Here is a 25,192-nt window from a genome sequence, read left to right on the forward strand (position 1 = left end):
GCGCAGTAGGCGCAGTAGGCGCAGTAGGCCCCGTGGCCGCCGGGGTTGTCGGGGCCGCCGTGACGCCGTAGCCCCTGTCGGCTGCCGCCGGGACCTCCGGCTCACGCCAGCCCCAGCGCGAACAGGGCGAAGCCCGCCGCGAGCAGCCCCGCCGCTGCCGCGCGGCGGGCTTTCGCCGCGCGCGTCCCGGCCCTCCAGGGCCCGTCGAAGCCGCGCGCGTACCGCCCGATGACCACGAGCAGCGTGGCGAACAGCGGCATCCAGGTCAGCCGGGCCACGATCCAGCCCAGGGAGTCGGGGGCGGTCGTCAGGCCCGCCACCGGACCGAGGAAGGAGCCGGGCACGGCGGCCGTGAGCATCGCCGTCTGGTGCCAGCACAGGATCGTCATGGCGGAGAGGTTGACGACGACGACCGGCGCCCACACGGCCGGTTTCGTCAGCAGACGTCCGATCCGGTCCCGCAGCAGGATCGCCGCACCGCTCTGGGCGGCGGCCAGGGCGAGGACGAGCAGCGACGGCGGATGCGAGTTCGTACGGACCTCGCCGGGGACACCGACCATCGACGCCGGGTAGTGGAAGACGAGCAGCAGCACGGCGAAGAGCACCGAGCCGCCGACGAGCAGGACCCGCGCCCCGCGCCGGCCGATCCTGCCCTCGCCCCAGGAGACGCCGAGCTGATAGGCGAAGAGCCAGCCCGGCAGCACGTTCACCATGCTCAGCCAGGACGGCATGGTGTCGGCGTACGGTCCGTAGCGCAGGAAATCGACCACGGCGACGGTCACCAGCGGCGGAGCGGCGGCCCAGGCGCCCATCGTGCGCGCGGCGCGCACACAGTACGGAGTCAACGCGGTCACCACGGTGTAGACGCCCACGAACCACAGGGGCTGGACGACCAGCGTCGATCCGGTGCGCAGAGTGGCCTCGGGCACCCCGAGCCCGTACAGCACCGGGACCAGCACCGCCCAGACGGCCGTCACCCCGAGGACGGGCCTGCCCAGCCGGACCAGACGCCGCCGGAGCCAGGCGGTGGTCGTGGACGGCCTCCTGCGGTACGAGAGCACGGAGGCGTACCCGCCCACCAGGAAGAAGATGCCCAGCATCTGGAGCACCCAGCTCACGGGCGCGAAGCCGCCGAAGGTGGCGAGCGGACTGGCGTTGTGGAGCGCGCCGTCACCATCCAGGGTGAAGCCGCCGAGCAGCCAGTGCCCGGTAGGTACGGCGAGCAGCGCGAGGGCGCGCAGTCCGTCGATCGCGCGGTCGCGGTGGACGGGTGTGCGCGCCTCGATCTTCCCGATGGCCCCGGCGAGCGTCGTCCGGCTCGTGGAATCTGTCCGGCTCATCGGATCTCTCCCTGGGCGATGGCGGCGAAAGCGCGGAGCGAGTCGCTGCCGGGGGCGAAGTAGCCGGTGTGTCCCCGGGCCTCCTCGGCGGGCACCCGGCGGGCGCCGAAGTCCCGGGCGGTCGGGTCCTGGCCATGGCCCAGGCCCATGAGTTCGACGTTCGGGACCTTCGAGATCCAGTCGGAACGGTCCTTGGCCGCCCAGACGCGTGCGTCGGTACGGAGGTCCGCCACGTCGGCGGCGCGCATACCGGGGGAACCGAGCACCACGATGTCGGAGGCGTTCACCTCATGGGCGGCGAGCCCGCACACCACGGAGCCGTAGCTGTGGCAGAACAGCACCGGTTTCCGGGCCCCGGCCGCCGCGAGCCCCTGGGTGAACCGGGCCAGGCGCGCGGCCCCGGCCTCGGCGAGCTCACCGCCGGCGGCATCCGGGCCGGCCCCGAGGGGAGTGGTGTAGCCGGTCCAGGCGACGACGGCGGTCCGGCCGCCCGTCGCGGCCCGCAGCGAGGCGGCCATACCGGCGGGGGTGCCGTACGGATCGTGCGTACGGTCGAAGTTCGCCGCGTCGATGTCCGAACCCGGTACGACGACGGACACATGGCGGGCGGCGGCCAGATCGCCGTACACCTCGGCGGCCTGCCCCCGGCCGCGCGGGTCGAAGGCGAGGATCTGGCGGCCGGGTCCCGCGAGCCGGTCGTAGCGCGGGTCGTGCGCGGCGCGTACCGCAAGGGAGTTGGCCTCGTACCGCAGCGCGACCGGCACACCGTCGAGATTGCCGACGACGAGCGGATGTTCGCGGAGCAGCTTCTTTCGCTGACGTGATGTCAGCGAGGCGAAGAAACGCGACACTTGGGCGGGTGAGGCCGTCGCCGGATCGGGCAGGGCCCGGCCGAGCGAACCGTCCGCACGCCAGGCGGCGCTTCCCACGGGCGGACCGGTCACGGCCCGCTGCGCACTCCCGGAGGCCCAGCCCACCGTGCCCCCGGCCATGGCCGTCGCCAGCGCTGCGGCGACCAGGGTCCTCTTGTAGCGGCGCATGTGCGCCTCCTTCCGCTGCTCGTCCGTGGAGGTGGCGAGCAGGAAGGTAAGGAGACGGTGCGCGGGCGGGCGTCACACCGGGGAGCCAACTGCCGGGTGATACCCGGGTAGGGGTGGTCCTGGAAACGGAAGAGGGCTCCGTCCGAGCCGGGGCGGTTGTCAGGCGGGCGCGTCGCCCGGTGTGACCAGGCCCGACTCGTACGCGAAGATCACCGCCTGCGCGCGGTCGCGCAGATCGAGCTTGGACAGCACGCGGCCTATGTGCGTCTTCACCGTCTGCTCGGCGACCACGAGACGGTCGGCGATCTCCTGGTTGGACAGGCCCCGGGCGATCAGTTCGAGCACTTCGGTCTCGCGAGGGGTGAGGCCGTTCAGCCGCAGGGACGGAGCCCTGCGCGGAGCGGGCCGCCGCTGGGCGAAGTCCGCGATCAGCCGTCGGGTCACGGACGGCGCGAGCAGCGCCTCGCCGGCCGCGACGATCCGTACCGCCGCGATCAGGTCGGCCGGGGGCGCGTCCTTGAGCAGGAAGCCGGAGGCCCCGGCGCGCAGCGCCTCGTACACATAGTCGTCCACGTCGAAGGTGGTCAGCATCAGCACCTTCGGGATATGGACCACGCCCGTCGGCGGGTTCAACAGCTCGCGGGCGGCGGCCAGTCCGTCCATCTCCGGCATCCGGACATCCATCAGGACCACATCCGGATGGACGGAACGGCTCACCTCGACACCCCGGCGGCCGTCCGGTGCCTCGCCCACCACATCGATGTCGGCCTGCGCGGAGAGCAACGCGGCGAACCCCGCGCGCACCATGGCCTGGTCGTCGACAACGATCACACGGATGGTCAAGGGGAGTCCTTCGGGCCGGAGTCGGTCGGAGCGGAGTGGGCCGGAGCGGAGTCCGGTTCGGTGTGGTCCGGCCTGGCGGGGTCCGTCAACCGGGCCGCGTCCGCGAGCCGGGCCTGCTGAGCCGTGTCCGCGAGCAGGGTCGTGTCCGTGAGGGGGAGCTGTGCGGCGACCCGGAAGCCGCCGTCGGGCAGTGGACCGGTGTCCAGCGTGCCGCCGGTCAGCCGTACGCGCTCACGCATCCCGATCAGCCCGTGCCCCGTCCCGGTGGTCTCCAGCGGTGAAGTACGGGCGGCAGCCGGGCCGTTGACGACCAGGACGGTCAGCCGGTCGCCGCCGGAGGTCACCGAGACCCGGGTGCGCGCGCCGGGCGCGTGGCGCACCACGTTGGCGAGTGCCTCCTGCACGATGCGGTACGCGGACAGGTCCACGGCCGGCGGTACGGGGCCCAGGCCGGCGGCCAGCGACAACTCGGCCGGGACTCCGGCCCGTACCGTCGCCTCCACCAGCTGCTGCACCCGGCCGAGCCCCGGCTGCGGCGCCCGCTCGCTCTCCGTACCGTCACTGCGCAGCAGGGAGAGCAGCCGTCGCATCTCCGCCAGCGACTCGCGCGCGCTCGCGGCGATCGTGGAGAACTCCTCGCGCGCGGGATCCGGCAGGCCCTCGATCCGGTACGGAGCGGAGTCCGCCTGCACGGTGATCACCGACATGTGGTGGGCCACCACATCATGCAGCTCACGGGCGATACGGGCGCGCTCCTCCAGCAGCGTGCGCCGGGCGCGCTCCGCCTCGCTGATGTTCTCCTGCTCCACCAACCTGCGCTGGGCGTCGCCGCGTTCGCGCAGCGCGGCCGTGACGACCAGCGTCACGCCGGTGAGCACGGTCAGCAGCAGATGGGAGCCGTCGCTGTGTTTCTGCGAGATCAGCTCGAAGAAGAATCCGGCCGCGCCCGTCGCCAGCCAGACGGCGAGCAGGGTACGGCGTGATTCACGCAGCCCCAGGCAGATCATCAGCACCACGTAGCCGACGACGACCGTGGGGGGCCACGGCCAGGAGCGGCCCGCGATGCCGTCCGCGCCCAGGAGCAGCACCGCACCGATGACATCGGCGGTGAAGATGATCCACCACGCCTGGAGCGGACGGGTCACCGCGAGCAGCAGTGGCGCGCTCTGCGCGGTGGCGAGCGCGCCCGACCAGGCGCCGCCCAGCCGGTAGTCGGTCATGAGGACGGAGGCGGTGGTCGGCAGCAGCGACACGGCGAAGCCGAGGGCCACGACGTACGGCGCGAGCCGCAGCCACGGCCGGGGCGCGTGTGCGAACAGCGGGTCGGTGGAATCCGCCGGCGTGCGCAGCGCGCCGAACAGCGCTCGTAGAGCGGGGAGCGCCGACGAGCCGAGCGGAGTCCGGGAACCGCGCGGGGGCGGGGGTGCGCTACTCATGACCCGCTCAGGGTAGGCAGCGGCGAACGGACGGGCGTCATACCGGGGAGCTGGTCCGGATGTCATACCGGGGTATGACATCCCGGTGCCGCCCTGGCCCGTACCCGTCACCGGTCCCGGACGCATCCGAGCCCCAGGCCCTGCTCCTGCCCCCTGCTCCTGCCCCCCCGCCCCTGCCCCTGCTCTTGTTCCCCCCTGCTCCTGTCCCCGCGCCGGTCACGGTCCCGGCCGGAGGGCTGTCCCTCACAGCTCCGCCAGCAACTCCGTCTTCTTCGCCGTGAATTCCTCGTCCGTCACCAGCCCTGCCTGATGCAGCTCGCCGAGATGCCGTATCCGGTCCGCGACATCGGCCGGGTCGCGCCGGCCGGACACCACGGCGTGCACCGGAACCGCCGCGCGGTTCGTCGCCGCGCCCTGGACCGCTTCCAGGACGGCCGCCGCGAACGGCAGCGACTCGTGGACCGGTCCGTAGCCGAGCCCGAAGACGACAGCCGTCGGGTCGTGGTCGACCGGGGCCGGCTGCGCCGGAGCCGTACCGTCCGCGTCGCGCCGCAGCAGACGCAGATAGCCGTCGAAGAGTTCGGGGGAGCGCCACTCGACCCCTTGCAACTCCCCTACGGGGAGATTCTGGTCGCCCGCCTTCCACTTGGCGGAGGACGCGCCCGTCCAGAACCAGCGGAAGACGACCCGTTCCCCGTCGAAGGAGGCCTTGCCGTCGTACGCCTTGAAGTTCAGGGGAGGTTCGGGCGCGCTCACCAGATAGCGCTCGGCCGGCTCCTGTCCCAGGGGTAGCCCCTGGCTCCGGCCGCGCGTACGGTCCAGCGCGGCCCGCAACTCGTCGGCGTAGTATTCCGCGAGTGTCTCGCGATCGGCCGGCAGCACCAGTCGGTACGGATCGCCGCTCTCCTTCAACTGCCCGGCCGCCGCCTCCACGAGGGGGTCGGCGCCGGCTCTCGGCACGGCGTGCAGCACGACCGTTCCGCGTTTGCCGGGAGTGAGCGACACCGATGACAACGCCTCGTGGGGGATGCGACGTTCGCCGAGCGCCTGAAAGAGCTTCGGCGTCCGTATCCCCCGTTCGAAGCGGATGAGCACGGAGTCGCTTTCGAACTCCCAGGTGGCATGAATCCCCGCCAGCACATCACCCATGTGCCTCATCGTAGGCGGCGCACGCCCGTGAGTCCCCTGCCACAGCGAACCAATTCTACGCGCGTCCGATGTACGTCAGGTCCGAACCCGTTCTGTCCAGCCTTGAGCCCGTTCCTGTTCGGCACCGAGCCCGTTTCCTTTCGGTATGGAGCCCGTTCCCGTTCGGTGCGGAGTCTGTTCCCGACCGCCCTGCGCCGGCTCCGGCGTCAGCCCGCCATGCTCACGCCGGACGAGGCGATTCCGCTCCGGCAGGCCGTCGCCCCGTCCGCGCAGGTCACCGCGCGGTACGAACCGACCCCGATATCGGCGAAGTTGTCGAGGCTCTCCGTACCGGGCTGGAAGTAGCCGGCGTGGCCGACCGCGCCGGACGACGAGAGCACCCGTGCCCCGAAGGCCCGGGTCACCGGGTCCGCGCCGTGTCCGAGCCCGCCGACCGCCATGTACGGGACGTCCTGGATCCAGTCGTCCTGGTCGCGCATGGCCCACACACGGGCGTCGGTGTGCAGCTGCTCCGCGCTCCCGACCCGCATCCCGGGGCTGCCCGCGACCGCCACGTCCGTGACCCGGCCCGGCAGCGTATGGGCGGCGACGCCGCACACCACGGAGCCGTAGCTGTGGCAGAAGAGCGAGACCTTGGACTTCCCCGGGAGCGCAGCGGTGAGCGCGGAGAGCCGTACGGCACCGTCCTCGGCGAGCTTGCCGATCGCGGCGTCCACACCGAGACCGGCGGGCGAGGTGTAGTCGGCCCAGGCGATGACGGCGGTACGGGTGCCGGGACCGGCTTTCTGTTCGGCGGAGTACAGCGACTCGGCCATGCCCACCGGCGCCGTGTAGGAGCGGTTCGTCTTCTCGAACGTCAGGACGTTCGTGTCGACCCCGGGAACCACCACCGAGACGCGCTTGGCGCGGTCGAGATCGCCGAAGACCTCGGCTGCCCGGCCCTTCCCCGACGGGTCGAAAGCGAGGATCTGCCGACCGCTGCCGAGCATCGACTCGAACCGGCCCATCCGGCGGCTCGCTTGCTGCCGGCCGTCGGCGGACAGTCTGCTGTCCTGCATACGGCGCTCCTCCACCCCACGCGCCTGGAGGAGCGCCAGCCGGTTGGCGCGGTAGCGCAGCGTGACCGGCGCGCCGTTGAGATTGCCGACGACGAGCGGATACCGGATGGCCAGTCTCCGCTGCTGAGCGGAGCTGAGAGAAGCGAAGAAAGCGGCCAGCCGCTTCGCCGAGGCGTTGGGCGACGGCAGGTCGTGGGCTCCTATCCGGCCCCGCTCCCACGCCGAGAGGGCGACCTTCAAAGGCTCGCCGGGATCGCGCTGATGCTGGACAGCGGTCCATCCGGTGCTCGCCAGCATCACGAACACCACGGCGATAGCGAGCAGAGCGCGCCATGCGTTGAGGGTGGGGGAGGAGTCGAAGGAAGTCACTACGTATAACCCTAGGCCGAGCGTGGGGACCCTCGCGACGCTCGTGAGGCAGATCACGGGTTCCAGAGGGTTGAACCGCCGGTAACTTCACCGATTGTGTACGCGGCGCTCACGCTCCGGCGCATTGTGGGCGCCCGGAGCGGAAACGGAACGAAGGCGCGGCGGCGGCGAGGCAAGCACGAGGCAAGCACGGAATGGGAACGGAACGGATACGAAGGGGCATTCGGCGTGGCGTGCCGCGCGGGCACCCCGGCTTCGGTCGGAGAGAAGATCACGACCGTCGCCCACGAGACCTTCATGTCCGGCATGGGACTGGCCTGCCCGGTCGCGGCGGTGTCGCGGCCGGGGCGGTTTTTGGCGTCCTGCTGACGAAGCACGGCCACAACGCGGACGTGGCGGGCCAAAGGGTGCGCATCCAATGTCAATCCACGGGTGACCCGACGTGAACTCCGTGCCCGCGACAGCCCCGCCGGAACCTTCCGGCGGGGCTGTCGCCTATCCGGGTGGAGGATGCCCGGACCCCCTTCCGTCGGCCGTGCGCCGCAGGTCAGGCTGCTGTCGAGCGAATCGCCGACCGGCTCGTGAACCGAGGCGTCGATCGACCTTTCGCCGACCGATCCCATCCGGCATGACATGACACGGGGGCTGATCCATATGGGTAGGACCACATTCACCGGGACGCCGAAAGCCGTCGCCGTAGGGGTACTGGCTGTCGCCGCCCTGCTGCCTCAGACCGTCGCCGAGGCCGCACCACCCCGGCTCGGGGAGTGCGCGGCGGGCGAACTGTGCCTCTGGGAGAAGGACGACTTCAGGGGCTCACGGCGGACGCATGAGCTGTCCGGCATCGACATCGACAGCTGTGTGCCGCTCCCGGCCGGCGCCACCGCCCACTCGCTGGCCAACCGCACCGGGCGGCCGGTGACCACCTATCAGTCCGAGGAGTGCGCGGAGACGGGGGAGTTCGAGACCTATCCGGGAGGTGGCACCTGGCTGCCCCGCTCGCCGTACCGCGTACGGGCGTTCAAGGTCTGGGAGACGTGAGCGTTCTCCACGGCGGCGGGCGTCCACCGGCTGGGAAAAGCCGGAGGGCGGCGGAACAGACACGTTCCGCCGCCCTCCGGGGCCGCACATCGGCCCCGCGTACTACCGAGCCGCCGCCGCTGCCACCCCTGCCGCCACCGTCACGACAGTCGATTCCGCCGCCGCTGCGCTCACGCGTCGCCGCCGGCTGCGCCCGGGTCCGCCGCCGATGCGTCCAGCAGCTGGTAGCGGTCCAGCGCCTGCTTCAGCGCCGAGCGGTCGACCTTGCCCTCCTTGGCCAGCTCCGTGAGCACACCGAGCACGATCGACTGCGCGTCGATGTGGAAGAAGCGACGGGCCGCGCCACGCGTGTCCGCGAAGCCGAAACCGTCTGCGCCCAGCGACTGGTACGTGCCGGGAACCCAGCGTGCGATCTGGTCCGGTACGGACCGCATCCAGTCGGAAACCGCCACGAACGGTCCCTGCGCGTCGGACAGCTTGCGCGTCACGTACGGAACGCGCTGCTCCTCCTCCGGGTGCAGCAGGTTGTGCCGCTCCACCTCGACGGCCTCACGGCGCAGCTCGTTCCAGGACGTCGCCGACCAGACATCGGCCTTGACGTCCCACTCCTCGGCGAGGATCCGCTGCGCCTCCACCGCCCAGGGCACGGCCACACCGGACGCCATGATCTGCGCCGGGATCGAGCCCCGCTCGGCCCGCTTGAAGCGGTGGATGCCCTTGAGGATGCCGTCGACATCCACATCGGCCGGCTCGGCGGGGTGCTGGATCGGCTCGTTGTAGACGGTGAGGTAGTAGAAGACATCCTCACTGTCCGGGCCGTACATCCGGCGCAGACCGTCCTTGACGATGTGGGCGATCTCGAAGCCGTAGGCGGGGTCGTACGCGACACAGGCCGGGTTGGTCGAGGCCAGCAGTTGCGAGTGGCCGTCCGCGTGCTGGAGGCCCTCGCCGGTCAGAGTCGTACGTCCGGCGGTCGCACCCAGCACAAAGCCGCGTGCGAGCTGGTCGGCCATCTGCCAGAACTGGTCGCCGGTCCGCTGGAAGCCGAACATCGAGTAGAAGACATACACCGGGATCAGCGGCTCGCCGTGGGTGGCGTAGGCCGAGCCGGCCGCGATCAGCGAGGCAGTACAGCCCGCCTCGGAGATGCCGTCGTGCAGCATCTGGCCGGTCGGCGACTCCTTGTACGCGAGCAGCAGCTCGCGGTCCACGGACTCGTACTGCTGGCCCAGCGGGTTGTAGATCTTGGCGCTCGGGAAGAACGAGTCCATTCCGAACGTGCGGTACTCGTCGGGGGCGATCAGCACGAAGCGCTTGCCGATCTCCTTGTCCCGCATCAGGTCCTTGAGCAGCCGGACGAACGCCATGGTGGTGGCGATCGACTGCTGGCCCGACCCCTTGCGCACCGCCGCGTAGGTCTTGTCCTCCGGGAGGGTCAGCGGCTTCGCGCGCACGACCCGGGTCGGTACGTAACCGCCCAGCGACTTGCGCTGGTCGTGCATGTACTGGATCTCCTCCGAGTCCCGGCCCGGGTGGTAGTACGGCGGCAGGCCGTCCTCCAGCTGCCGGTCCGTGATCGGGAGGTGCAGCCGGTCGCGGAAGCCCTTGAGGTCGGCGACGGTCAGCTTCTTCATCTGGTGGGTCGCGTTGCGGCCCTCGAAGTTCGGCCCGAGAGTCCAGCCCTTGACGGTCTGCGCCAGGATCACGGTCGGCTGGCCCGTGTGGGCCTTGGCCGCCGCGTACGCCGCGTAGACCTTCTTGTGGTCGTGACCGCCGCGGCCCAGATGCAGGATCTGGTCGTCGGACATGTTCTCGACCATGGCGCGCAGCCGCTGGTCGTCACCGAAGAAGTGCTCACGGATGTACGCGCCGGTCTCCGTGGCGTACGTCTGGAACTGCCCGTCCGGTGTGGTGTTCAGCCGGTTGACCAGCACACCGTCACGGTCCTGGGCGAGCAGCGGGTCCCAGGAGCGGTCCCAGACCAGCTTGATCACATTCCAGCCGGCCCCGCGGAACTGCGACTCCAGTTCCTGGATGACCTTGCCGTTGCCACGCACCGGGCCGTCGAGGCGCTGGAGGTTGCAGTTGACGACGAAGGTCAGATTGTCCAGGCCCTCACGGGCGGCGATGGACAGCTGGCCCAGCGACTCGGGCTCGTCCATCTCGCCGTCGCCGAGATACGCCCAGACATGGGAGCCGGAGGTGTCGGCGATGCCGCGCGCCTCCATGTAACGGTTCATCCGGGCCTGGTAGATCGCGCCGAGGGGGCCGAGGCCCATCGAGACGGTCGGGAACTCCCAGAAGTCCGGCATCAGCCGCGGGTGCGGGTAGCTGGACAGTCCGTAGGGAGCCTTCGACTTCTCCTGGCGGAACGCGTCGAGCTGGGTCTCGCTCAGCCGGTCGAGGAGAAAGGCGCGGGCGTAGATGCCGGGGGAGGCATGGCCCTGGAAGAAGATCTGGTCGCCGCCCTTGCCGTCGTCCTTGCCCCGGAAGAAGTGGTTGAAGCCCACGTCGTACAGGGAGGCGGAAGAGGCGAAGGTGGCGATGTGGCCGCCCACGCCGATCCCGGGGCGCTGCGCGCGCGACACCATCACGGCCGCGTTCCAGCGGGTGGCGTTGAGGACCTTGCGTTCGATCTCCTCGTTGCCGGGGAAGAACGGCTCGTCCTTGGTCGCGATGGTGTTGACGTAGTCCGTGCTGCGCATCTCGGGCACAGCCACACGCTTCTCACGCGCGCGCTCGATCAGTCGGAGCATCAGATAACGGGCGCGTTCACGACCGCGCTCGTCGACAGCGGCATCGAGGGAGTCGAGCCACTCCTGGGTCTCTTCGGGATCAAAGTCCGGGACCTGGCTGGGAAGGCCGCCAATGATGATCGGGGTGCGATCGGATCCGGAAGCCACGCTTTTCCTTCGCTCGTCGTGTCGTGCCCCGCACGCGATCGATGCGGTGCACGCCGTCGGGATACTGCTTCTCAGCGGGTTCTGCGCGGGCCCGGCGATCCGAAGGGTCTGCGGGTGTCTCACCGGAGCCGCAAGGGGGTGGACTCGTACGCCGTCTCCATCGTGTACCGCAACGACGCAAACGTCACCTCTACTGAGGAGTAACCCGCATTTCGCCAGGAAAACCAGGCCCGAGGCCGGTATCCGCGCGGGTTTTCGCGCCGCTCAAATCGCAACCTTACGCTCAACCCGGTTATGCGTTTCGTTCGGTCGTTCGGCTCTGATTGGCATACTGAAACGGCATACCATGGCAAAGGAGGAGGAAATATATGGCCTGCGTCACAGGGGTAGGTATCGAAGTGGCAGGAGATGCGACGAAGAGGCCTGGATCGTCACCGTTTCGGCGGTCTCGGCGGCCGGGTACTTGCGCGATCCGCCCCGCCCGTGTGGACTACGGCCAGTGCCCCGCGTGCGCGCGTGGCTGAAGCATTTTCCGAAACATGATCAGGAGGCAATCCGTGAGCGCGACCGCGGACCACGCGGAGGAACGGACCAACCTGGCCGCAAGGCTGGGGTTCGAACCCGGACAGGTGGTCCAGGAGATCGGCTACGACGACGACGTCGAGCAGGAGCTCCGCGAGTCCATCGAGGCCGTCATCGGCCAGGAGCTCGTCGACGAGGATTACGAGGACGTGGCCGACGCCGTCCTTCTGTGGTTCCGTGACGAGGACGGCGACCTTACGGACGCGCTGGTGGACGCCATCGGTTTGATCGAGGACGGCGGAGCGGTCTGGCTGCTGACGCCCAAGACGGGCCGTGACGGCTACGTCGAACCGAGCGACATCAACGAGGCCGCCCAGACCTCGGGCCTGTCCCAGACCAAGAGCATCAGCGCCGGCAAGGACTGGAGCGCCAGTCGGCTCGTCACTCCCAAGGCGGCGAAGACGAAGCGCTGACGCCGAGCGCCGTATCGAGCGCGCAAGACACCGCAGCGGCTCGCAGTGAGCGGCTCTCGAGGGCCCCCGCCGACCTCCCGTCGGTGGGGGCCCTGTGCGTAGGGTGGACGGCGCCTGACGGCATCCGACGGCATCGGGCCGATGTCATCGGACAGCATCTGTTGAGCCACCTGAAAGGACGTTTCTCCATGGCGATCGAGGTCGGCACCCTCGCCCCGGACTTCGAACTGAAGGACAATCACGGGCGGACCGTGCGCCTGTCCGACTTCCGGGGGTCCGACGACGCGAAGAACGTGGTCCTGCTCTTCTACCCGTTCGCCTTCACCGGTGTCTGCACGGGCGAGCTCTGCGCGCTCCGCGACGAGCTGCCCTCGTTCGTCAACGAGGACACCCAGCTGCTCGCCGTCTCGAACGACTCCATCCACACCCTGCGGGTCTTCGCCGAGCAGGAGGGCCTGGAGTACCCGCTGCTGTCGGACTTCTGGCCGCACGGCGAGGTCTCGCGCGCGTACGGCGTGTTCGACGAGGAAAAGGGGTGCGCGGTGCGCGGCACGTTCATCATTGACAAAGAGGGCATCGTGCGCTGGACCGTGGTGAACGGTCTGCCGGACGCGAGGGACCTCGACCAGTACGTCAAGGCGCTCGCCGCTCTCTGAAATCCGCCCGGGTCCCCCGAAATCGCGCAGCCGCGGGGAACCGGTCACTAGGATCCACTCGTTGATCCGATGCCAACGCTTCAGGGGACGCGCGACTCGCGGCACCAGTCGCCGACCGCGGTCGCCGGACCCGAGAAACCATAGGGAGGACTCGTGGGAGTCAGCCTCAGCAAGGGCGGAAACGTCTCGCTGACCAAGGCCGCGCCCAACCTGACCGCGGTCACCGTGGGTCTGGGCTGGGACGTCCGTACGACCACCGGCAGCGACTTCGACCTCGACGCCAGCGCCCTGCTGACGAACGCCGAGGGCAAGGTCGCCATCGACGGCAACTTCATCTTCTTCAACAACCTCAAGAGCCCCGACGGATCCGTCGAGCACACCGGTGACAACCTCACCGGTGAGGGCGAGGGCGACGACGAGGCGATCAAGGTCAATCTGGCCACGGTCCCCGCCGACGTCGACAAGATCGTTTTCCCTGTCTCGATCTACGAGGCGGAGAGCCGCCAGCAGTCCTTCGGGCAGGTGCGCAACGCGTTCATCCGCGTCGTCAACCAGGCCGACAACAATGAGCTGGCGCGGTACGACCTGAGCGAGGACGCCTCGACGGAGACCGCGATGGTCTTCGGCGAGCTGTACCGCAACGGCGCGGAGTGGAAGTTCCGCGCCATCGGCCAGGGGTACGCCTCGGGTCTGCGCGGTATCGCGCAGGACTTCGGCGTCAACGTCTGAGCCGACCGGGCTCGGTTCCTCCGCGTCCGGCGCCGCACAGCTCCTGTTGTGCGGCGCCGGACGCGCCCGTAGGGGGTTGTGGTGCTCCGGCCGCGCCACGCGCCCCGTAGGCGCCTCGCGTCCCGCGTAGGCGCATCCGCGCGGGACGTTCCCGTACATGCATCGATACGGGTACGAGCGGCATGAACAGGGCGTGAACGGGCATGACGTCAGGCGCGCACAGGTCCTGTTCGGCCGGCTCGCAGCACATCATCTCGGGGAGGACTCACCATCATGGGCGTCACACTCGCAAAGGGAGGCAATGTCTCCCTCTCCAAGGCCGCACCCAATCTCACCCAGGTGTTGGTCGGGCTCGGCTGGGACGCGCGTTCCACCACCGGAGCCGACTTCGACCTCGACGCCAGCGCACTCCTGTGCCAGGCGGGCCGGGTCCTCGGCGACGAGTGGTTCATTTTTTACAACAATCTGACCAGCCCGGACGGATCTGTCGAGCACACCGGTGACAATCTGACGGGTGAGGGCGAGGGGGACGACGAGTCCCTGCTGGTCGACCTCTCCAAGGTGCCGGAGGGCTGCGACAAGATCGTCTTTCCGGTCTCGATCCATGACGCCGACAACCGCGGCCAGACCTTCGGCCAAGTCAGCAACGCCTTCATCCGGGTGGCCAACCAGGCCGACGGCCAGGAGCTGGCGCGTTACGACCTCAGTGAGGACGCCTCGACGGAGACCGCGATGATCTTCGGCGAGCTCTACCGCTATGGCGGTGAGTGGAAGTTCCGGGCCGTGGGGCAGGGGTACGCGTCGGGCCTGAGGGGCATCGCTCTAGACTTCGGGGTCAACGTTTCGTAAAGCAGTGCTCTGCGCGGGGGAATACCCGTTAATCACCAGATGGGGTAGCCAGTGATCCTGAAAACCTTCGGCTGGTCGTTCGCCATCACGGCGATCGGCCTCGCCTTCGCGGCCTGGCAGTGGGGGTGGGAGGCGTTCGGGATCGTACTGATCCTGTCGATCCTTGAGATCTCGCTGTCGTTCGACAACGCGGTCGTCAATGCCGGGATTCTGAAGAAGATGAACGCCTTCTGGCAGAAGATCTTCCTCACCATCGGCATCCTCATCGCGGTGTTCGGTATGCGACTGGTCTTCCCCGTCGTCATCGTCGCCATCAGTGCCAAAGTCGGCCCCATCGAGGCCGTCGAACTCGCGATGGCCAATCCCGAGCGGTACGAAGCGCTGGTCACCGACGCCCACCCGGCGATCGCCGCCTTCGGTGGCATGTTCCTGTTGATGATCTTCCTCGACTTCATCTTCGAGGAGCGGGACATCAAGTGGCTGAGCTGGCTGGAGCGTCCGCTGGCCAAGCTCGGCAAGGTCGACATGCTGTCGGTCTGCATCGCGCTGATCGTTCTCCTCGGCACGGCACTGACCTTCGCCACCCACGCCCACACCAGCACCGGTACCCAGGACAAGTCGGCCACCGTGCTGCTCGCCGGCGTCGCCGGTCTGATCACCTACCTCGTCGTGGGCGGACTCTCGGGCTACTTCGAGAACCGGCTGGAGGAGCAGGAGGAACACGAGCAGGAAGAAGAGGAGAAGGCACGGGCCGAGGGCAAGGAAGTGTCCGCGGTCGGCCTGGCCGGCAAGGCCGCGTTCTTCCTCTTCCTCTACCTGGAGGTCCTGGACGCGTCCTTCTCCTTCGACGGGGTGATCGGCGCCTTCGCGATCACGAACCACATCTTCTGGATGGCGCTGGGTCTCGGTATCGGTGCCATGTACGTCCGTTCGCTCACGGTCTACCTGGTCCGCGAGGGCACCCTGGACGACTACGTCTACCTGGAGCACGGCGCGCACTACGCGATCGGTGCGCTGTCCGTGATCCTGCTGATCACCATTCAGTACTCGATCCACGAAGTCATCACAGGTCTGGTGGGCATTGTCCTGATCGCGGCCTCGTTCTGGTCCTCGGTCCGCCGTAACAAGGCGATCGAGGCGCAGGCCGGTAAGGATCCCGACGAGGACAAGACGGCGCTGCCCGTCTGACGCCGTGCTCCGGTGAGCCCTCTGGTGAGCCGGTCCTCCGGGGTGTGATCCGGAGGAGTTTTCGGGAACGCTCTCAACGGGGCGGCCGGGAGGCGGAAGCCTCCCGGCCGCCCCGTTGTTCCGTGTGGTGGTGGCGAGTTGACGACTGAGGTGGGGTGGGCATGGCCTTCTGGGACAATCTGTGGCAGGGACAAAGGGCATCGCAATTCGATTCGGGCAGTGCCGCATCCAACTCCATCGGGCTGACCAAGCGGCATCCCACGGTCTCGCTCTCCAAGCAGGGGGCGGCCACCGGCAATCTGCGGGTGAACCTCTCCTGGCAGATGCGTACGTCCGACATCGAGGGACGGTCCAAGCAGAGCGGCCGGCTGCTGGGCAACCCCCTCAAACTCTTCAAGCCCGAAGTGGTGCAGGCCCATACGCAGGGCGTGGTCAATGTGGACCTGGACCTCGGCTGCATGTACGAACTGGCCGACGGCAGCAAGGGCGTGGTGCAGCCGCTGGGCAATTTCCTGGGGGACCTCAACGAAGCGCCGTACATCAAGCTCAGCGGTGACGACCGTTTCGGGGCGGCCTCGGGCGAGACGGTCTACGTCAATCTCGACCACCGCGAGGAGTTCAAGCGGCTGCTGTTCTTCGTCTACATCTATGACCAGACGCCCGCCTTCGACCGCACGCACGCCACGGTGACGCTGTATCCGAGCAACGGCCCGCGCGTCGAGATCGAACTGGACGAGCACGCTCCCGAGGCCCGGTCCTGTGCGGTGTTCTCGCTGGAGAGCGTCAAGGGCGAGCTGGTCGTACGGCGCGAGGTGAAGTTCGTCTACGGCTTCCAGGCGGAGCTGGACCGGCTGTACGGCTGGGGCCTCCAGTGGGGGCGTGGCTACAAGACGAAGACCTGAGGGGTGGCCGTGAGCGGGGGTCGCCGGGGTGCCCCCGGTGACCGGAGCGGCCATGGCTTACGGGGGCCCTGGCGCCCGGCGGGAGCCGGGCATCAGGGAAGGCTCGGGCGTCGGCGAAGGCCCGGGTGTCAAGGAAGGCTCAGGTGTCGGCGACGGCTCGGGCGCCCGTGGAGGTTCGGGCGCCCCGGGCGGTCAGCGGGCGAACTGCGGCCCCATCGGAGGCAGCCGGAAGTTGGGATCGGGCGCGGGCGCAGCCGCCGCGGCCGGCTGCGGGTAGCCGTAGGCGGGCTGCGGCGAGGACACCGGCTGCGGGTAGCCGTAGGTGGGCTGGACCGCGGGCAGGGGCGGCTGCGGGTATCCGTACGCCGGCTGAGCGGGCGGCTGGGCCGGTGGCGGCGGCAGCTGGGCGGACGGCCCGGGGAGCGCCGAGGTGACGGCCGAAGGGTCGGCCGTCAGATCGGCCGACGGGTCGGTGCCGGACTCGTCCGCCGCCTCGGTGTCGTCCACCGAGATGCCGAAGGCCGTGGCCAGGCCGACCAGACCGGTCGGATACCCCTGCCCCACGGCACGGAACTTCCAGCTGTCCCCGCGCCGGTAGAGCTCGCCACAGATGATGGCGGTCTCCTCACCGGTCTCGGGACGGACATCGAAGACGGCCAGCGGTTCGCCGTCGGCCGCGGCCGCGTCGTACAGCAGGATCCGCAGATCGTTCACATGCTGGAAGGTCGCGCCGTCGGAGGAGGCCGCCAGCACCACCTGTTCGACCGAGGCGTCGAGCGCGGCGAGGTCCGCCTCGACCGCATCGGTCAGCGCCTCACCGGCCTGCTTCTTGGGCAGCCGCCGCACCAGACCCGACGGATGCCGCGGCTGGTTGTAGAAAATGAAGTCCTCGTCGGAACGCACCCGGCCCTCCGCGCCGAGCAGCAGGGCGGAGACATCCACATCAGGGATCCCGGGGCCGGGGGACCAGTGCAGCACGGCTCGTACGGCCATGGCATCGAGAGGGACGTTCGAGCCCTTCAGCATCGCGTGCGTCATGCCGGTCATCCTGCCCTCCCGGCACCCGCCCGGACAACGTGGGCCTGCTCCGCATAGGTTCAGCACGCCCGGCGGTGTGCGCAGAGCGATGGCGTGAAGCGGATGGGGTTACCGGGATTTCATCTACCTGGGGAACTCTTGACACCCGCCCATACGTACTATTACCGGCCACATGACCAACGGGTCATTGAGGCAGCATGGGGGATTTAAATGCGTCATTTCGGGCATGTCTCGCCTGCTGTCAGGGAGGGCCTGTTCCACCAGGAGCCGTGCGAGTTCAGCTCGGACTCCCCGGGCTGGCTGCTGTCGGCCGCTCTGGGAGCCACGCTCTACAGCCCGGCCACCCGGCCTCGGCTGGCCGACGATGTGGTGAAGCAGACCGGGCGCGGAGTCGTCTCCATGGTGCTCTGCCTGGAGGATTCCATCCATGACTCCGAGGTCGAGGGGGCCGAGGCGAACCTCGTCCGGCAGTTCAAGGATCTTGAGGAGCGGGGCGTCGAGACCCCGCTGCTCTTCATCCGGGTCCGCGAACCGGAGCAGATTTCCGACCTTGTACGGCGGCTGGGAACCGCGGTCCGACTGCTGTCCGGATTTGTACTTCCCAAATTCACCGAAGAGCGCGGGACACCCTTCCTGGAAGCGCTCGTCGACGCGGAGAGCGTGAGCGGCCGCAGGCTCTACGCGATGCCGGTGCTCGAATCGCCCGAGCTGCTGCACCTGGAGAGCAGGACCTCGACACTCACCGGGATCGCCAACGCCGTGGACAAGTACCGCGACCGGGTGCTCGCGCTGCGCCTGGGCGTCACCGACTTCTGCTCGGCGTACGGCCTGCGCCGGTCGCCGGACATGACGGCGTACGACGTACGCATCGTGGCCGCGGTCATCGCGGACGTGGTCAATGTGCTGGGCCGCGCCGACGGCTCGGGCTTCACGATCACGGGTCCCGTCTGGGAGTACTTCCGGCTTCAGGAGCGCATGTTCAAGCCGCAGCTGCGCCGCAGTCCCTTCCTCGAAGGCCGCGCCGAGGAACTGCGTACGGCCCTGATCGAGCACGACATCGACGGACTGCTGCGCGAGATCGAGCTGGACCGGGCCAACGGGCTGCTGGGCAAGACCTGTATCCATCCCTCGCATGTCCCGCCCGTCCACGCGCTGTCGGTCGTCAGCCACGAGGAGTTCAGCGACGCCCGGGACATCCTGCGGCCGGAGCGGGGCGGCGGCGGTGTGCTGCGCTCGGCGTACACGAACAAGATGAACGAGGTGAAGCCCCACCGGGCCTGGGCCGAGCGCACTCTTCAGCGGGCCGAGGTCTTCGGTGTCGCGCGCGCGGAGGTCGGCTTCGTGGAACTGCTCACCGCCGGCCTCGCCGAGTGACCGGGCCGGTACGGTCCGGCTGGGCGGGGTCGCCGAGTGGCGGTTCGCCGGCGGGCGGGGCGGCTACGGGCGGTTCGCCGGCGAGTGGTTCGCCGAGTGACGGTTCGCCCACAGGTGGGGCAGCGAGGTCCGGTCAGCGGTGACCGGACATACGACGAAGGAAGAGATCGCCAACATGGTGTGGTCGGGGACATGGGTCGCTGAACGGCTGGGAGTCGAGCTCGCCGGTGGCGAGGGGCTGCGGGACCTGCTCGGCCTGGCCCTGCGCCGGAACCCGAAGCGGGCACACCTCCTCGTCTCGAACGTGCTGGGCAAACATGTGCCGCAGCACCCCGGCGTCGTCTACGGAACGGGCGTCGAGCTGGGCGCGCGCGTACGGAAACTGCTGGGCGCCGACGTGGATCGCGCGGTGGTGCTCGGCTATGCCGAGACCGCGACCGGCCTGGGCCACTCGGTCGCGGACGGTGTGCTCAGCGCTCCGTATCTGCACTCCACCCGCCGCCCGGTCCCGGGCATCGAGAGAGCGGGCGGCTTCGAGGAGTCGCACTCGCACCACACCTCGCATCTGCTGTTGCCCGAGGACACGGGGCTGCTCGCCTCGGGCGGCCCGCTGATCCTCGTCGACGACGAGTTCTCGACGGGCAACACCGTCCTGAACACCATCCGCTCCCTCCACGAGCGTTATCCCCGTGCCTGGTACGTCATCGTCGCCCTGGTCGATATGCGCTCGGCGGCCGACCAGGGGCGGCTCGCGGAGTTCGCCCGGGAGGTCGGGGCCCGCGTCGAGCTGGTCACCCTGGCCACCGGGACGGTCCAACTGCCGGACGGCGTCCTGGAGAAGGGGCAGGCGCTGGTGGCGGAGTACGAGGCGAAGGCCCGAGGCGGGAGTGGGCCGGAAGCCGGAGCGGGGTCGGAAGCCGGGGCGGGCACCGGGACGGAAGCCGGGGTGGTGTCCCGGGTAACGCTCGACTGGCCGGCCGGGCTCCCGGACGGCGGCCGTCATGGCTTCACCCCCGGCCACCGGGCCCGGCTGGAATCCGTACTGCCGTCCATGGCGGCGGCCGTGGACGGTGAGCTGGGCGATGCCCGGCGCATACTGGTCCTCGGCTTCGAGGAGTTGATGTACGCCCCCCTGCGGCTGGCCGAGGCCCTGGAGCGGACCTCCGACGCCGAGGTGCGGTATTCCACGACGACGCGCTCGCCCGTGCTGGCCGTGGACGACCCCGGATACGCGATACGCAGCCGTCTCGTCTTCCCCGCCCACGACACCGAGGCCTTCCCGGACGGCGACGGCATGGGTGAGCGGTACGCGTACAACGTCGCGGGCGGTGGCTTCGACGCCGTGGTCGCCGTGATCGACTCCCTGGCCGACTCTCCCGAACTGCACGCGCCCGGCGGCCTGTTGGCACAGCTCGCCGCGCACATACCCCGCGTGGTCCTGACCGTCGTCCCGTCGTATGTCCCCGCCCCCTCCGCTCTCCCGGCCGCTCCCTCTTCTCTGCCCACCACCCCCTCGCGCGACGCCGAACGGCAGGAACTCGCCATGCTGCCCGACCCCCTCCGTGGCCCCGCCTTCTCCTCCTACGCGCCGGACGACGTGGGCTGGCTGCTCCAGGACCTGTCCGACGTACAACTGGAGGCCCCGACGGAGGAGCGCGAGGAGGCGGTCCAGAACGGCGGTGCGCACTACGCCGAATCGCTGCCGGTCGAATACCAGCCCAGCGCCCAGTACCAGCGGCTGTTCGCGTCCGCGCTGGAGACCTCGGCCGCGCGCATCGCACGGGCCGTGGGCACCGTCACCGAGACCGTGCTCGCCGAGCGTTCGCCCCGCCCGGTGCTGGTCTCGCTGGCCCGCGCCGGTACGCCCGTCGGGGTCCTGATGCGCCGCTGGGCCCAGCGGCGGCACGGACTGGACCTGCCGCACTACGCCGTCTCCATCGTGCGTGGCCGGGGCATCGACGCCAACGCCCTGCGCTGGCTCGCCGCCCACCACGACCCCGCCGATGTCGTCTTCGTCGACGGCTGGACCGGCAAGGGCGCGATCACCCGTGAACTGGCCGAAGCCCTCGCCGAGTTCGACGGCTTCAACCCCGAGATCGCGGTCCTCGCCGACCCGGGCGGCTGCGTACGGACCTATGGCACCCGCGAGGACTTCCTTGTACCCTCCGCCTGCCTCAACTCGACCGTCTCCGGGCTGATTTCCCGTACGGTCCTCAGAGCCGACCTGGTCGGTCCGTACGACTTCCACGGCGCGAAGTACTACCGAGAGCTCGCCGGCACCGATGTCTCCGGCCACTTCCTGGACGCCGTCGCCGCCCGCTTCGACGAGGTCGCGCCCGCCGTGGACGGCGAGGTCAAGGAACTGCTCGCGGCGGACCGGGCGCCCACCTGGGAGGGCTGGGCGGCGGTCGAGCGGATCAGCGAGCAGTACGGCATCCACGACGTGAACCTCGTCAAGCCCGGCGTGGGGGAAACGACCCGCGTCCTGCTGCGCCGCGTTCCCTGGAAGATCCTCGCCCAGCGCGACGCGGGCGCCGACCTCGACCACGTACGGCTGTTGGCCGAGCAGCGCGGTGTGCCCGTGGAGGAGGTCGACGGACTCCCGTACTCCTGCGTCGGGCTGATCCACCCGAAGTACACGCGTGGCGCGACCGGAGCGGACGGCAAAGCGGTGGTCGCGCCGTGAACACCCCTTACGACGGGACCCCGTACGACGGGACCCTGTACGACGGCCCCTCTTGCGCCGGGACCCCTTACACCGTGAACACGCCCGAGGACGCACCCATGAACACGCCGATGAACACGCCCAAGAACACGCCCGAGAACGCGTCCGCGATGTCACGGGTCCTGGTCGCCAGCGATCTGGACCGCACCCTCATCTACTCGGCGCCGGCACTCCAGCTCCCGATGCCGGATGCCGAGGCTCCCCGGCTGCTCTGCGTCGAGATGTACGAGAGCAAGCCACTGTCGTATCTCACCGAGACGGCCGCCGGGCTGCTCGCCCAACTCGCCCGTGCCACGGTCTTCATACCGACGACCACGCGCACCCGCGAGCAGTACGCCCGTATCCATCTGCCGGGCCCCGCACCGGAGTTCGCGATCTGCGCCAACGGCGGGCATCTGCTGGTCGACGGGGTGTCCGACCCCGACTGGCAGGCTCAGGTGGTCCGCCGGCTGGCGGCCGAGTGCGCCTCCCTCGCCGAGGTCCGCGCACATCTGCTGGCCGCCGCCGATCCCGCGTGGCTCCTCAAGGAGCGGATCGCGGAAGATCTCTTCGCCTATCTCGTGGTGGACCGCGCCCTGCTGCCCGACGGCTGGGTGAAGGAACTCGCCGAGTGGGCGGAGGGCCGGGGCTGGACCGTTTCCCTCCAGGGCCGCAAGATCTACGCCGTACCGCGGCCGCTCACCAAGAGCGCCGCGATGCGCGAGGTGGCCCGTAGGGCCGGCGCCGAACTCACCCTCGCGGCGGGCGATTCGCTTCTCGACGCCGACCTGCTGCTGGCCGCCGACCGTGCCTGGCGTCCGGGCCACGGCGAACTCGCCGACTCCGGCTGGAGCGCCCCGCACGTCGAGGTGCTCACGGAGACGGGCGTCGCGGCGGGCGAGGAGATCCTGAGGCGCCTCAGCTTCGCCGCCGCCCCGGACGGGCCCGATCCGGTCTGAGCCCGATCCGGTCGGAGGCGGACCCGGTTTGCGCCTGATCCGGTCTGGGCCCGATCAGTTTTGAGGCCGACCCGGTCTGAGGCGGATCAGCCGCAGCAGCCGCCGCCGCAGCACCCGCCTCCGCCACCACCGGCCGCCGGTCCGGGGGCGCCGCCCTTGGCGGTTCCGCCGACGGCCACGGTGGAGAGGAGCTTCACGGTGTCGTCGTGCCCGGCCGGGCACGACGCGGGAGCCGAGGATTCCGACATCGGGCGGCTGAGTTCGAAGGTGTCACCACAGGAGCGGCAGCGGTACTCGTAACGAGGCATAGGGGCAGGCTATCCGGCCCGGCGGACGACCGCCCAGCCGTTGCGGGGCCGGACTTGATCCCTCCGGCACGCCTGTCCGGCTCGGCCTATCCGACGCCCACCCGGCCCAGGCGCCCCCTGGCCCTCTCGCGCTGCTCGCGCTCCGCCTGCTCCGGGTGGCGGGCCCGCCAGTACGGATTGTCGTGCGGCAGGCTGCCGCTGACTCTTCCGTACATCCCGAAGAACATGAGCATCACCCCGACCACGAAGCTGAACAGCACATTCTGGATATGGAAGGCGAGGAAGTTGTAACTGGTGTCCAGCAGAGCGAGGTTGACGAAGCCGCTGGCGATGAAGAGCACGCCGAGGACCATGTTCAGGGTCGAGGCGATATTCCCGCCGACCACCATCCCGACGAGGAGGATCAGCCCGACGCAGATGGACAGCACGCTCAGCGCGCCATTGGTGTTGAGGCCCGCGACCCTGTCGCCGCCGGTGTCGAAGAAGCCGATCTTGTCGATCAGCCCGAGGACGCCGAAGATGACCAGGATCAGGCCCATCAGCCCGGCCCCGATGCGGTAGACCTGGTTGAGGTGGTGGTCGAGGGGGAGATGTTCGTCGAGCTTGACATGCCGCCGCGGTGGGGGACGGAGCGCTTGGGTGGCCATGAGCGGTCTCCTTGTGTCTCCTGGCGGTAGGTACGTGTCGCGGTACGGAGTACCTCTCCAGGATCCGCCCACCGTGACCCGGGGACAAATCAGGGTGAAGCGGGCTGGTGGTGGGCTGGTTCAGCCGCCGTGTCCGGCCGCGGCTCCGCGCTCCTCACGGATGTCCGAGACCACCTGGGCCACTGCCTCCCGTACCGCCTCGGTCTCGTTGAGAAAGTGCCAGTAGTCCGGGTGGCGGCCCTCCAGCGCGGCCACCGCCCGCTCCAGCCTGGCCACGGATCCGTCCAGGGGGCGGGCATGGCGCGGCTCGGGCGTGTTCCGTCCGGTCATGGCCAGCCGCTGCGCGTCCCGGATCGCGAACCGGGTGCGCTCGATCTCCTGCTGCGGGTCCTTCGATACGGCGTTCAACCGTTGCAGCCGGTCGCCGGCGGCGGAGACGGCCTCATCGGTGCTGTTCAGCAGGGCCCGTGCCGTACTGAGCCGTGATGTCGCGTCCGCCCAGCGCTGCTCCGCGCGTGCCTCGCCGGCTTCCTTGAGCTTCTCCTCGGCCTGGTGAACGCTGGTCGCGGCGTGGTCGGGAACGTGCTGGAGGTCCTGCCAGCAGGCGGCGGTGAAGCGACGGCGCAGCTCGCTGAGGATGGGCTCCACGGAGCCCGCCCGGTTGGTCAGGGCCTGAGCGCGGGTACGCAGCGACACCAGGCGCCGGTCTATCTCCTGGGCGCGCTCCGGCAGCCGCTCGGCCTCCGTACGGACGGCCTCGGCGTCGCGGAGCACCCGGTCGGCGCGCTGGAGGGTCTCCGCAACGCCGTGCCGGCCGGCGCCCTCGTTGAGCCTCGTCAGCTCGGGCCCGAGCTGGGCGAGGCGGGCGGCCAGCTCGTCCGCGCGCAGTCCGGAGGCGCGCACCGTGTCCAGGGCGTTGCTCGCGCCGAGGAGCGCCTGCCGCGCGCGCTCCACCGCCGGGGCGAGCCGTGCCAGCTGCGTCTCGGCCTTGTCGAGCAGCGGCCCGAGCCCCTGCTCGAACCGGTCCAGCTCGCCCTTGACCCGGTTCAGCTCGTCCTTGGCCCGCGTCAGCTCGCCGCGGGCCCTGGCGGCGACCGACGGCTCCAGGTCGTCGCGGTCCAGGTCATGCGCGTCCACGGCGCTGATGTAGCCCTGGCTCACTTCGTCGATGCGCTGCCCCAGGACGGCGAAGTCCGCCACGGCCTTACGGGCACCCGGCGAGCTGTCCACCGCTGTGATCGTCTCTATCGAGATCCGCAGATCGCGCTGGGCCGTGTCCAGCTCGTAGAAGGCGGCCGCCGCGTCGTCCTTCGCCGCCTGGGCATCGGCCCGCTGGCTCTCCCCGCGACCGCCGAACCAGCGCCTCGTACCCCCACCGGCGAAGGAGGACGGCAGAGCGGCGACGACCAGCGGTACCGGCAGCAGCATGAGGGTGAGGACGTCCCGGACCGCACGGCCCACGCTCACGGCGCGGATTGCACGGCCGACGCTGACGGCGCGGACGGTCGGCACGGGACCGACTGCCCGCACGGCACGGACCGCTGCTACGTCCGCGTTTCCGTCGCTCTCCGCCTGGACGGCACTCGGCTTCGCTCTCGCGTGCGGCTGCGTGTGCGACTGCGCGTGTGTGGCCGTCACATCCCTCTCCCGTGCCGAGTTCGCCC

21 protein-coding genes are annotated in these 25,192 nt (G+C 69.8%); 10 read left to right on the forward strand and 11 right to left on the reverse strand.

The annotated features are described in order from the left end of the window. Window positions 1-101: 101 nt before the first annotated feature. The 6 genes from ACIOJD_RS09355 to ACIOJD_RS09380 form a co-directional block, all read right to left on the reverse strand. On the reverse strand, window positions 102-1,340 hold the full coding sequence (locus tag ACIOJD_RS09355; RefSeq protein WP_401910216.1) for an acyltransferase family protein: 1,239 nt from the start codon (window positions 1,338-1,340) through the stop codon (window positions 102-104). Further along, complete coding sequence (locus ACIOJD_RS09360) at window positions 1,337-2,380, reverse strand: alpha/beta hydrolase (RefSeq protein ID WP_401910219.1); 1,044 nt, start codon at window positions 2,378-2,380, stop codon at window positions 1,337-1,339. The genes ACIOJD_RS09355 and ACIOJD_RS09360 overlap by 4 nt, the downstream gene beginning before the upstream one ends. 159 nt (window positions 2,381-2,539) lie before the next feature. Continuing rightward, a complete protein-coding gene (locus tag ACIOJD_RS09365) occupies window positions 2,540-3,223 on the reverse strand; it encodes a response regulator (protein WP_401910221.1) in 684 nt (227 codons plus the stop codon). Further along, window positions 3,220-4,659 (reverse strand): sensor histidine kinase, encoded by a 1,440-nt coding sequence (locus tag ACIOJD_RS09370; RefSeq protein WP_401910224.1) that lies wholly within the window; start codon window positions 4,657-4,659, stop codon window positions 3,220-3,222. The genes ACIOJD_RS09365 and ACIOJD_RS09370 overlap by 4 nt, the downstream gene beginning before the upstream one ends. A gap of 243 nt (window positions 4,660-4,902) precedes the next feature. Then, window positions 4,903-5,808 carry a DUF4429 domain-containing protein gene (locus ACIOJD_RS09375; protein ID WP_401910226.1) on the reverse strand — a complete coding sequence of 302 codons (906 nt, stop codon included), beginning with the start codon at window positions 5,806-5,808 and terminating at the stop codon, window positions 4,903-4,905. 206 nt (window positions 5,809-6,014) lie between these two features. Then, window positions 6,015-7,235, reverse strand: a complete 1,221-nt coding sequence (locus ACIOJD_RS09380; RefSeq protein WP_401910228.1) for an alpha/beta hydrolase — start codon at window positions 7,233-7,235, stop codon at window positions 6,015-6,017. A 654-nt stretch (window positions 7,236-7,889) separates the two neighbouring features. Here ACIOJD_RS09380 and ACIOJD_RS09385 point away from each other — a divergent pair. Next, complete coding sequence (locus tag ACIOJD_RS09385; RefSeq protein ID WP_401910230.1) at window positions 7,890-8,276, forward strand: peptidase inhibitor family I36 protein; 387 nt, start codon at window positions 7,890-7,892, stop codon at window positions 8,274-8,276. A gap of 170 nt (window positions 8,277-8,446) precedes the next feature. On the opposite strand, the gene aceE is transcribed toward ACIOJD_RS09385, so the two are convergent. Beyond that, window positions 8,447-11,179: a pyruvate dehydrogenase (acetyl-transferring), homodimeric type gene (gene aceE / locus ACIOJD_RS09390; protein ID WP_401910233.1), complete on the reverse strand. Its 2,733-nt coding sequence runs from the start codon at window positions 11,177-11,179 to the stop codon at window positions 8,447-8,449. Window positions 11,180-11,736: 557 nt separating this feature from the next. On the opposite strand from aceE, the gene ACIOJD_RS09395 reads away from it, so the two are divergent. From ACIOJD_RS09395 to ACIOJD_RS09420, 6 genes are all read left to right on the forward strand, one after another. Beyond that, on the forward strand, window positions 11,737-12,174 hold the full coding sequence (locus ACIOJD_RS09395; protein ID WP_401881095.1) for a DUF3052 domain-containing protein: 438 nt from the start codon (window positions 11,737-11,739) through the stop codon (window positions 12,172-12,174). A 188-nt stretch (window positions 12,175-12,362) separates the two neighbouring features. After that, window positions 12,363-12,830 (forward strand): peroxiredoxin, encoded by a 468-nt coding sequence (locus tag ACIOJD_RS09400; RefSeq protein ID WP_401910235.1) that lies wholly within the window; start codon window positions 12,363-12,365, stop codon window positions 12,828-12,830. A 153-nt stretch (window positions 12,831-12,983) separates the two neighbouring features. Then, the gene (locus ACIOJD_RS09405) at window positions 12,984-13,559 is read left to right on the forward strand and encodes a TerD family protein (RefSeq protein WP_401881099.1); all 576 of its coding nucleotides are present in this window, start codon (window positions 12,984-12,986) and stop codon (window positions 13,557-13,559) included. Between the two features lie 273 nt (window positions 13,560-13,832). Next, the gene (locus ACIOJD_RS09410; protein WP_401910238.1) at window positions 13,833-14,408 is read left to right on the forward strand and encodes a TerD family protein; all 576 of its coding nucleotides are present in this window, start codon (window positions 13,833-13,835) and stop codon (window positions 14,406-14,408) included. Window positions 14,409-14,459: 51 nt separating this feature from the next. Continuing rightward, entirely contained in the window at window positions 14,460-15,596 is a 1,137-nt protein-coding gene (locus ACIOJD_RS09415) for a DUF475 domain-containing protein (protein ID WP_401910241.1), read from the forward strand. A gap of 161 nt (window positions 15,597-15,757) precedes the next feature. Next, window positions 15,758-16,498, forward strand: coding sequence for a Tellurium resistance (locus ACIOJD_RS09420; protein ID WP_401910244.1), 741 nt, complete (start codon window positions 15,758-15,760; stop codon window positions 16,496-16,498). 192 nt (window positions 16,499-16,690) lie between these two features. Here ACIOJD_RS09420 and ACIOJD_RS09425 read toward each other — a convergent pair whose 3' ends face one another. Continuing rightward, window positions 16,691-17,536: a TerD family protein gene (locus tag ACIOJD_RS09425; protein WP_401910247.1), complete on the reverse strand. Its 846-nt coding sequence runs from the start codon at window positions 17,534-17,536 to the stop codon at window positions 16,691-16,693. A gap of 210 nt (window positions 17,537-17,746) precedes the next feature. Between ACIOJD_RS09425 and ACIOJD_RS09430 the strand changes: the two genes are divergently transcribed. The 3 genes from ACIOJD_RS09430 (at window position 17,747) to ACIOJD_RS09440 (ending at window position 22,573) form a co-directional block, all read left to right on the forward strand. Next, window positions 17,747-18,910 carry an HpcH/HpaI aldolase/citrate lyase family protein gene (locus tag ACIOJD_RS09430; RefSeq protein WP_401910250.1) on the forward strand — a complete coding sequence of 388 codons (1,164 nt, stop codon included), beginning with the start codon at window positions 17,747-17,749 and terminating at the stop codon, window positions 18,908-18,910. A gap of 175 nt (window positions 18,911-19,085) precedes the next feature. After that, window positions 19,086-21,596 carry a phosphoribosyltransferase gene (locus ACIOJD_RS09435; RefSeq protein WP_401911669.1) on the forward strand — a complete coding sequence of 837 codons (2,511 nt, stop codon included), beginning with the start codon at window positions 19,086-19,088 and terminating at the stop codon, window positions 21,594-21,596. Window positions 21,597-21,745: 149 nt separating this feature from the next. After that, window positions 21,746-22,573, forward strand: a complete 828-nt coding sequence (locus tag ACIOJD_RS09440) for an HAD family hydrolase (protein ID WP_401911671.1) — start codon at window positions 21,746-21,748, stop codon at window positions 22,571-22,573. A gap of 86 nt (window positions 22,574-22,659) precedes the next feature. Here the strand turns inward: ACIOJD_RS09440 and ACIOJD_RS09445 are convergent, their stop codons facing one another. The 3 genes from ACIOJD_RS09445 to ACIOJD_RS09455 form a co-directional block, all read right to left on the reverse strand. Beyond that, window positions 22,660-22,881 (reverse strand): zinc ribbon domain-containing protein, encoded by a 222-nt coding sequence (locus tag ACIOJD_RS09445; RefSeq protein WP_401910253.1) that lies wholly within the window; start codon window positions 22,879-22,881, stop codon window positions 22,660-22,662. 86 nt (window positions 22,882-22,967) lie between these two features. Next, the gene (locus tag ACIOJD_RS09450) at window positions 22,968-23,528 is read right to left on the reverse strand and encodes a DUF4383 domain-containing protein (protein WP_401910255.1); all 561 of its coding nucleotides are present in this window, start codon (window positions 23,526-23,528) and stop codon (window positions 22,968-22,970) included. 120 nt (window positions 23,529-23,648) lie between these two features. Then, a complete protein-coding gene (locus tag ACIOJD_RS09455) occupies window positions 23,649-24,956 on the reverse strand; it encodes a hypothetical protein (RefSeq protein WP_401911673.1) in 1,308 nt (435 codons plus the stop codon). Between the last annotated feature and the right edge of the window lie 236 nt (window positions 24,957-25,192).

Origin of the sequence: Streptomyces sp. NPDC088116 (assembly GCF_044741745.1) — a bacterium.
Classification (GTDB): Bacteria; Actinomycetota; Actinomycetes; order Streptomycetales; family Streptomycetaceae; genus Streptomyces.